We start from the raw sequence: 8184 nt of genomic DNA on the forward strand, positions 1-8184 counted from the left end.
GCGGAGAACTTGCCGGAAATGATCGCCGAATGGAGTGCGGAGAGGAATTCCTCTCCTCTTCCCGTGCTCATTTTACAGGGGGGAGGGGGACTTGCGGCAAGGCCCGGGGGATGCCGCACAATTCTCGGTCTGTGCCGAGACCTGCGGAAACGCGGTGCGCGGCTGGGGGAGTCGATCAATTGTGAGGAACGCGTGTCCCAGCACGAACAAGAACTGGTGTCCGAGCGCGCCTACGTGGCGGCTCTCTACGAGCGACTCGACGCGGAGCGCTCTCGCGTCGAATCCCGCTACTCGGAGGCGCTGCGGGGGACCGGCGCGTCCGCGATGGAGCGCGATGTGGAGGTCCGGGCGCAGCACCGGGAGCTCAAGCGGTTGGGCGTGGCCGACCACGGCCTGTGCTTCGGGCGCCTGGACTCGGTCGACGGTGAGGCCCGCTACATCGGGCGGATCGGTCTGTTCGACGAGGACGACGACTACCGGCCGCTGCTGCTGGACTGGCGTGCCCCGGCGGCACGCCCGTTCTACACCGCCACCGCCGCCACCCCGGAGGACATGCGCCGACGCCGTCAGTTCCACACCCGCGGCCGCCGGGTCACCGACTTCACCGACGAGGTGCTGGGGCGTCCGGACGGTGAGTCCGATGGTGATGCTGCGCTGCTCGCGGCGGTCAACGCACCGCGCGGGGAAGGCATGCGCGACATCGTCGCCACCATCCAGGCCGAGCAGGACCGCATCATCCGGCTCGACCACCAGGGCGTGCTGGTCATCGAGGGCGGTCCGGGCACCGGCAAGACCGTCGTGGCGCTGCACCGCGTCGCCTACCTGCTCTACACGCAGCGGGAGCGGATGGAGCGCAGCGGTGTGCTGGTCGTCGGGCCGAACCCGGCGTTCCTGAACCACATCGGCCGCGTCCTGCCGTCGCTGGGCGAGTCCGACGTCGTGTTCGCCACCGCCGGTGACCTGGTGCCCGGTCTGCACGTCACGGCCGAGGACGTCCCGGAGGTCGCCCGGGTGAAGGGCTCGCTGAAGGCGCTCGACGTGCTGCGCGCGGCGGTCGCCGATCGGCAGCGGCTGCCCGAGGAACCCCGGTACGTCGAGCTGGAGGACGTGACGGTGCGCATCGACGCGGCGACCGCCGAGTGGGCGCGCCAGGAGGCCCGCGACAGCGGACTCCCGCACAACGAGGCCCGCGCGGTGTTCACCGAGATCGTCACCTACGTGCTCACCGAGCGCGCCATCGGACGCATCGGCAAGGGCTGGCTGACCAGGGAGAACAAGGAGGTGTGGGAGAACCTGCGGGCCGACCTGCTCGCCGAGCTCGCAGAGCACGCCGGATTCACCGAGGTCCTCGACGACCTGTGGCCGGTCCTCACCCCGCAGCAGCTGCTGGCCGACCTGTACTCCTCCGCGGAGCGGTTGCGGGCCGTCGGCGCGGAGTCGCTGCACCGCGCGGACGGCGAGGCGTGGACGGTGTCCGACGTGCCGCTGCTCGACGAGCTCGTCGACCTGCTGGGCGAGGCGAAGACGTCCGGCACCGCGGCGGATGCCGAGCAGGCCGCCGAGGCCGAGTACGCGGCCGGGGTCATGGAGATCCTGCAGACCGAGCGCCACGACCTCATGGACGACGAGGACCACCTGCTGGCCCAGGACCTGCTCCACGCCGAAGACCTGGCGGAGCGCTTCGTCGAGCACGACACCCGTGACGTCGCCGAACGCGCTGCCGCAGACCGGGATTGGACCTACCGGCACGTCGTCGTCGACGAAGCCCAGGAACTGTCCGAAATGGACTGGCGAGTGCTGATGCGGCGGTGCCCGAGCCGGTCGTTCACGGTCGTCGGCGACCTGGCGCAGCGTCGCTCGGCGGCGGGCGCCGGCACGTGGGGCGCGATGCTGGACCGCTACGTCCCGGGCCGCTGGGCCTACCGGGAGCTGACGGTCAACTACCGCACCCCGGCCGAGATCATGGAGGTCGCGGCCGCTCTGCTGGCCGATTTCGCCCCCGAGGTGACCGCACCGGAGTCGGTTCGATCCTGCGGTGTCCGGCCCTGGCACCGCCAGGTCTCGGACGGCGAGATGGTTGACGCCATCGGCGATTTCGAGCGCGCGGAAGCGCAGCGAGAGGGGAGCAGCGTCGTCATCGGCCCGTCAGACGTCCCCGGCGCGGTGACCCCGTCGGACACGAAGGGCCTCGAATTCGACGCGGTCCTGCTGGTCGACCCCGACCGCATCCTCGCCGACGCACCCCGAGGCGCGGCCGACCTCTACGTGGCGCTCACCCGAGCGACCCAACGCCTGGGCGTCCTGCACCGGAACCCCCTCCCGGAGGTCCTGTCCACGCTCGCCTGATCCGGAAACCCATCACCACCGGTCAGTTCGAGGTTCAGGACGTGATGCGCTGGCGGAGGGTGTCGACGCCGGGTCCGTCGAGGTCGGGGAGGGCGACGGACCTTCCGGTGACGGCGAGGGTGAGCGCTTCGCTCGGCCCGCGCACCTCGTCGCCCTCGCCCCACGACCAGTCCTGGTCGGTGGCGACGAGCCGCAGACCGGCGATGCGCTGCTGCGGGTAGAAGGCGCGTGCGCCCACCTTCGACACCAGGAAGTCCATCGCGGGCCGCCAGGACGCCGGAGGTGGGTTGACGTCGAGCCCGAGCGGACGGGCCGCGTCGCGCAGGTGGATGCACGTGTCGGTCATCGGCCCGAACGGCCCGACGAAGGGCACGTCCAACCGGCGATCGGCCAGCCGCCGCAGCCGCGCCACGATCTCGTCGGTGGGCAGCTGCGACCACTCGCGGGTCTGGTCGTCGACGTACCGGTCCAGATCACCCCGGTAGCGGATCACGGTCCGCAGCGTCCGAGGCCAGCTGAACGCCGTCTCCAGCGGCGCGAGCAGATGCGCGGCGACCTCGCGCACGGTCCACCCGCCGCACAGGCTCGGCGTCGTCCACTGCTCCGGCGTCAGACCCGCGAACATGTCGGCGGCGAGCCGGCGGTTCCCCTCGGCGACCCGGAAGATCTCCTCGACATCAGCTCTCACGCGCCAACCGTAGAACGAACCCCCGACACGCACGGCGGAAACGGCGATGATCTCAGTAGGCCGGGCCGAGGAAGGTCGGGATCGTCGTGCGGCTCACCGGCCGGGAGGTGGTCGGCGTTCGGTCGCTTCTCGAGGTGGAGGGAAGTTTTCATGAAAACGTCCCCGAAGCCTGGCACCCCACCTGTCCGCGACGGACCGGTGCTCGACCGAGCAGCCCGATTCCTGCAGCACCCAGGTGTGCGATGGAGCAGTGCGAAGACCCGGCTCAGACCAGGCGGAGGAGCAGTTCTGCCAAGGCTTTCGGTGTGGTGATCATGCAGTCGTGGCCGGTGGGCAGGTCCCACACGACTTCCGGCTCGCCGTTGTGCTGGTGGGTGGGGACGGGGCGCCGGGAGAAGCCTTCGGGGACGTCGGTGCAGTGGACGTGCACGCGGGGGATGGCGCGTGCCACGGGGTCGTCGAGGCGGACGCGTTGCTGGAGCGCTCCGACGGGCTGGTCGGAGAGCATCTGCCGCAGCCAGGCGAGGTCGTCGGGGTCGGTGACGCCGAAGCGTCCTTCGGCGGTTTCGGGCGGCGGCGGGACGCGGAACCCGCTCTCGGAGCGCAAGGCGGTCTCGATGGCCTTCTTCGCCTGCGGCATGACGTCGGCCGCGGTCTCGCCGTCCTCCGGGACCATGGCGTCGAGGTAGACCAGCTGGGAGATCCGGTCGGGGACCTGGTTGGCCGCGTGCGAGATGACCAGGCCGGCGTAGCTGTGGCCGACGAGCACGACGTCGTGCAGGTCCTCGGTGAGGATCAGCCCGACGATGTCGTCGGCGTGGGTGTGCATGCCCACCTCGGGGCCGAGCAGGTGCGCGGTCTCGCCGTAACCGGTCAGGGTCGGGGTGAGGACCCGGTGTCCGTCCAGCAGCGGGACGACCCGGTCCCAGGCCTGACCGGTGTGCCATGCGCCGTGCACCAGCAAGAACGTGGTCATGGATGCTCCTCGTGTCGATGTGGTTGCCACGGTGCCGCTGGTCGGCGGGCACAACCAGAGCCCCCGCGACCCTGGGGCTGACAGGACCAGGCACGCGCGGTGTCGCCCGCCTACGCTGGAGGAATGGGTGAGGAGAACCAGCTGGGCGAGTTCGTGCGTGCTCGCCGCGAGCTCGTCACGCCGGAGATGGCGGGGATCCCGGTGAGCGGTGTGCGGCGCGTGCCGGGCCTGCGCCGGGAGGAGGTCGCGATGCTCGCGGGCATCAGCGCCGACTACTACCTGCGCCTGGAGCAGGGCCGCGACCGCAATCCGTCGGTGCAGGTGCTGGAATCGCTGGCGCGCGTGCTGCTGCTCGACGACGCGGCGACCGAGCACCTGCTGCGCCTGGCGGCGGCGAAGCCCCGGCGCACGCGCAAGCCTCGGCGGGAGAGCGTCCGGCCGAGCACGGCGAAACTCCTGGACTCCCTTGGTCTTCCGGCGTTCGTGGAGAGCCGCTACCTGGACGTGCTGGCCGCCAACTCGCTGGCGGTCGCGCTGTCACCGCGCCTCGCGCCGGGAACCAACCGGCTGCGTGACATGTTCCTGGACCCGGCCGAGCAGGCGCTCTACCCGGACTGGGAGCGGGACTCGGTGAGCGCGGTCGCGGGTTTCCGCAAGTCGGTCGGCACCGACACCGACGATCCGCGCTACATCGAGATCGTCGGCGAGCTCAGCCTCGCGAGCCCCCGCTTCAGCCGCATCTGGGCACGTCACGACGTGCTGGTGTGCGCGGCGGCGCCGATGCGCATGGACCACCCGCAGGTCGGCGAGCTGGTCCTCAACCGCGAACGCCTCGGCGTCGAGGGCAGCCCGGGCCAAGCCCTGGTCGTCCTGCACCCGGACCCGGGCTCCGACAGCGCGGAGAAGCTGACCCTGCTCGCCACCACCACAGCCGAAAGCGCCCAGCCCACCAACCGAGACCCCGCACAACGCTGACCACCCAGCCCCAAGAGCGCTGAAAACCAGCCCCAACAACGGCCCCACAAAGCCGCACGGCGCGGGAAAGCGCGCGGGAAGGGGCGCGTCGAGTGAGAGCGGTGCTCACCAAGTCCCAGTTTTAGTCATAACCGAGCCATGATCATGTCCGAAATGTCGGCTCAGTTTGGACTAAAACTGGGACCGGGCGACGCACGAGCCCCCGCAGGACCACCTCGGCTAGGAGCTCTCGGTGCCGTTGCCGTCGGGGCCGGGGGTCGCCTTCCCGAGGCCGCGACGGATGGCGATCTCCACCGGTGAGTAGGCGCCGTCGGCTCGTTCCAGCTCGTACGGCGCGCTCGGCATCAGCGGTGGCTGAGCCATGAAGCGTGGCCGGGTCCCGTGATGCGGCTGCGCCGCGTGCACCAGGAACGGATGACACAGGAAGACGTCGCCCGAAGACCCGGTGGCGAGGGCGAGCGGCCGGTGATCGGAGGCCGACACCAGCTCCGGAGCGAGGTCGAGGCCGCTCGCGCCCTGTTCTCCGTGCGGCTCCAGCACCTTCGGCACGTCGAGGTGGGAACCGACTCGGATCCGGGTCGGCGCGTCGTCCTCCCCGGCCTCGCTGAACAGGAACAGCATGAGGAGCGCTCGGCCGTGCGAGCGGAGATTGGTGAAGGGCCAAGCCTCGCCCTCCACCGCGTAGCTGCCCTCGATGTGCCAGCCGGCGTCATCCTGTTCGTCCTCGTGCGGGAAGCGTAGCGGGAAGGTTCCCAGCGAGTACCGCGGCTCCCAGCTTCCGGCTCCGACCAGAAGGTCGTACGCGTGGTGCAAGGCCGGTGAGTTGGGCGCGGCGGCGAAGGGCCCCTGCGCCATCGCGCCCACCCAGTGCACGGGTTTCGTCCACGTCGCCGGATCGTCCGGGTCGCAGCCGGTCTCCTTCCACAGCAATCGCGCGCAATCCGCGGCCACGCGCGGTGCGACGGCTCCCTCCAGCTTGACGAATCCGTCGCGGAGGAAGCGGGTGACGAGAGTCGTGTCTTCCATGGGGCCATGGTGCGGTGCACCGGGTCTTGTCCACCCGACACTTCGCGCGCCGGTTCTGTCAGCGCTACCGGCGGATGATCTTGATGATGAGCTGGCCGACGATCCACCAGATCAACGCGGCCAGCGCGTAGTTGAGGACGACGCCGAGCAGGGCGTCGTCGGGGGTGAACACGTCGCCGAGGCCGAGCACGAAGGTCTGGGCGAGGGTGTAGATGAACGACACGAAGCCGTTGCCCTGGTTGGCGTCGAGCACCACGAACAGCACGTGCAGGGCGAACACCAGCAGCACGATCGACACGACGATGCGCACGATCCGCGCCACTGTGTCGCCGACCTGTCCCGGGCGGCGGCGCGGCCGGTAGTCGCGTTCGTGCCGGTACGGGTCGTCGTCGTACCGGTCGTAGGGGTCGTGGGGCCGGTAGCTCATGCAGCGGATTGTGGTCTCGATCTACGCGGTCAACAACTCGGGAGATCGACGAGCGCTGCGACTTGACCCTGCCCCAAGGGCATGGCTTTGACTGCTCGGGAGACGGTCGGTCACACCCCTGGGAGAGGGATCTCGCATGGTCAACAACCTCAAGCGGCGCTGGCAGCTGGCGAAGGTCCGCTCGGGTGACGGCAGCGCGCTGCGCGATTACCGCTTCTGGCAGGTCTTCTCGCGCTCGTTGTTCTTCCTCGAACTCGCCTCCCCGGAGGGGAACCACTCCTATGCGGTCGACGTCCGGCACCTCGTCGACGCGAAGACGAGGAAGCAGCACGACGCAGCGGAAGGCAGGGCTCCGGCCGCCCTGTACTGCGACGGCGTGCAGGTCGCCCGCTCCAACCTTCCGACGGCGTTCCCGGTGCCCGGTGGCGTGGTCGAGGTGGCGATCAGCGGGTTCGGGTTGAAGCGCATGCACTTCGTCCCCGAGCTGGGCAGGGAACGAGTGCTGCGCCCGCACCCCCGCTCGCAGGAGGGTTTGCGAGCGAGGTTCGGCCAGCGGTTCCCCCGCACGAGTGCGATCATCGGAACGGTCGCGGTGGTGATCCTGCTGGTAGCGCTGGTGGTCAACGCCCTGCACGTCGCCGAGGTCGTCACCCACAGCCCGGCCATCGCCGAGCGAGTGGGCACGTTCGTCTCACCGATCCACTTGCCGACCTGGGCGAACGTCACGCTGATCACCGCAGCGCTGCTCTCCGGCGTAGAACGTGCCCTGCGCCTGCAGTACAACCGCTTCATCGACGTCGTCTCGTCCTGACCAGCACCTACTCGGGCTCCCCGGCAGCGGCCAAGACCGCTTCGGCGATCCGCCGGCCTTCGGCCTTGAGCTGATCGACGGGAATGGCCTCCTCACGATCGGGAGGAGGCGTCATGACCACGGAGTCGTAGCGGACCTTGACGGTGAGGTTCGCCCGCGAAGCGAGGATCGTGACGGTGTCCTCGTCGACGTTCAGCACAGCCCGGTCACCCAGCCCCCGCACGGGGACGAACGGTTTCGAATCCGGCAGCCCCACGAATTCGTCGTCGACGGACTCGGCATCGGGACGCCCGGTCGAGGAGAGGTGCGCGGCCACCTCCACGGTCAGGTAACTGTACCGGCCGAGCACATCGGCCTGGTCGGAGTACGGGATCCACTCGCAGCTCACCCGGTCTCCGTAGGAGAAGGAGTGGTCGTCCCGCTCCGGCATCCGCGGCGCGTTGTCCTGGAAGGTCGCGTCCAGCAGCTCTTTCGGCACCGCCTTGCACGGATCCGGCACGGTCGCATAACTCGGAGCCGAAGGCAGCAGGCTCGGCCACTTCGGGAACAGCGCGAAGCCCAGCACTGCGAGGCTCCCGGTCAAGCTGACCACACTGCAACCGAGGATGATCCAAGTTGCGACGCGGTTACCTCGCGGCCGACGAGGCCGATCCTGCGGGTAGTAAGCCGGAGGTCGGTGCATCACTTGCCGGTCCGCCAATCCGGTCCGCCTTCACTCGCAGGACGCAGGCTGTCGCGGATCATTCGTGATCTCCCCTCTCGTTCAGCTCGTGGAAGTCTCTCGCGGGGCTGACGTTCCTTGCAGCGAAATGGGAGAAGTGTGCTGTCGGGCACCGGTGCTGGATACCGATTTGCCCCATCCATCTGTTCGGGCATCGGGGGCTGCTGAAGGGATGTGTGACACCTTTGATCGCTTGTTGAAGTGCAAGCTGGAA

At 69.5% G+C, this 8184-nt stretch carries 8 protein-coding genes; 3 read left to right on the forward strand and 5 right to left on the reverse strand.

Features of this window, described 5'->3' with window-relative positions; translation table 11 throughout:
- Window positions 1–192: 192 nt before the first annotated feature.
- On the forward strand, window positions 193–2346 hold the full coding sequence (gene helR, locus ACYVF3_RS05405; RefSeq protein WP_461153080.1) for an RNA polymerase recycling motor ATPase HelR: 2154 nt from the start codon (window positions 193–195) through the stop codon (window positions 2344–2346).
- Window positions 2347–2380: 34 nt separating this feature from the next.
- On the opposite strand, the gene ACYVF3_RS05410 is transcribed toward helR, so the two are convergent.
- Window positions 2381–3034, reverse strand: coding sequence for a maleylpyruvate isomerase family mycothiol-dependent enzyme (locus ACYVF3_RS05410; RefSeq protein ID WP_461153081.1), 654 nt, complete (start codon window positions 3032–3034; stop codon window positions 2381–2383).
- Between the two features lie 265 nt (window positions 3035–3299).
- Window positions 3300–4010 (reverse strand): alpha/beta fold hydrolase, encoded by a 711-nt coding sequence (locus tag ACYVF3_RS05415; RefSeq protein WP_461153082.1) that lies wholly within the window; start codon window positions 4008–4010, stop codon window positions 3300–3302.
- A 123-nt stretch (window positions 4011–4133) separates the two neighbouring features.
- On the opposite strand from ACYVF3_RS05415, the gene ACYVF3_RS05420 reads away from it, so the two are divergent.
- Window positions 4134–4985, forward strand: a complete 852-nt coding sequence (locus ACYVF3_RS05420; protein ID WP_461153083.1) for a helix-turn-helix transcriptional regulator — start codon at window positions 4134–4136, stop codon at window positions 4983–4985.
- Between the two features lie 219 nt (window positions 4986–5204).
- Here ACYVF3_RS05420 and ACYVF3_RS05425 read toward each other — a convergent pair whose 3' ends face one another.
- Both ACYVF3_RS05425 and ACYVF3_RS05430 read right to left on the reverse strand, forming a co-directional pair.
- Complete coding sequence (locus ACYVF3_RS05425) at window positions 5205–6011, reverse strand: phytanoyl-CoA dioxygenase family protein (protein ID WP_461153084.1); 807 nt, start codon at window positions 6009–6011, stop codon at window positions 5205–5207.
- A gap of 64 nt (window positions 6012–6075) precedes the next feature.
- Entirely contained in the window at window positions 6076–6438 is a 363-nt protein-coding gene (locus ACYVF3_RS05430) for a hypothetical protein (RefSeq protein WP_461153085.1), read from the reverse strand.
- A 136-nt stretch (window positions 6439–6574) separates the two neighbouring features.
- Between ACYVF3_RS05430 and ACYVF3_RS05435 the strand changes: the two genes are divergently transcribed.
- A complete protein-coding gene (locus tag ACYVF3_RS05435; protein WP_461153086.1) occupies window positions 6575–7249 on the forward strand; it encodes a hypothetical protein in 675 nt (224 codons plus the stop codon).
- A 7-nt stretch (window positions 7250–7256) separates the two neighbouring features.
- Here ACYVF3_RS05435 and ACYVF3_RS05440 read toward each other — a convergent pair whose 3' ends face one another.
- Window positions 7257–7832: a hypothetical protein gene (locus ACYVF3_RS05440; protein ID WP_461153087.1), complete on the reverse strand. Its 576-nt coding sequence runs from the start codon at window positions 7830–7832 to the stop codon at window positions 7257–7259.
- Window positions 7833–8184 lie beyond the last annotated feature (352 nt).

This window comes from Saccharopolyspora tripterygii (assembly GCF_054778355.1).

Bases quoted from the DNA above. Each gene is read 5' to 3' on its own strand.
- ACYVF3_RS05415 (WP_461153082.1), bottom strand. From the start codon at position 4,010: ATGACCACGTTCTTGCTGGTGCACGGCGCATGGCACACCGGTCAGGCC.
- ACYVF3_RS05420 (WP_461153083.1), top strand. From the start codon at position 4,134: ATGGGTGAGGAGAACCAGCTGGGCGAGTTCGTGCGTGCTCGCCGCGAG.
- ACYVF3_RS05425 (WP_461153084.1), bottom strand. From the start codon at position 6,011: ATGGAAGACACGACTCTCGTCACCCGCTTCCTCCGCGACGGATTCGTC.
- ACYVF3_RS05430 (WP_461153085.1), bottom strand. From the start codon at position 6,438: ATGAGCTACCGGCCCCACGACCCCTACGACCGGTACGACGACGACCCG.
- ACYVF3_RS05435 (WP_461153086.1), top strand. From the start codon at position 6,575: ATGGTCAACAACCTCAAGCGGCGCTGGCAGCTGGCGAAGGTCCGCTCG.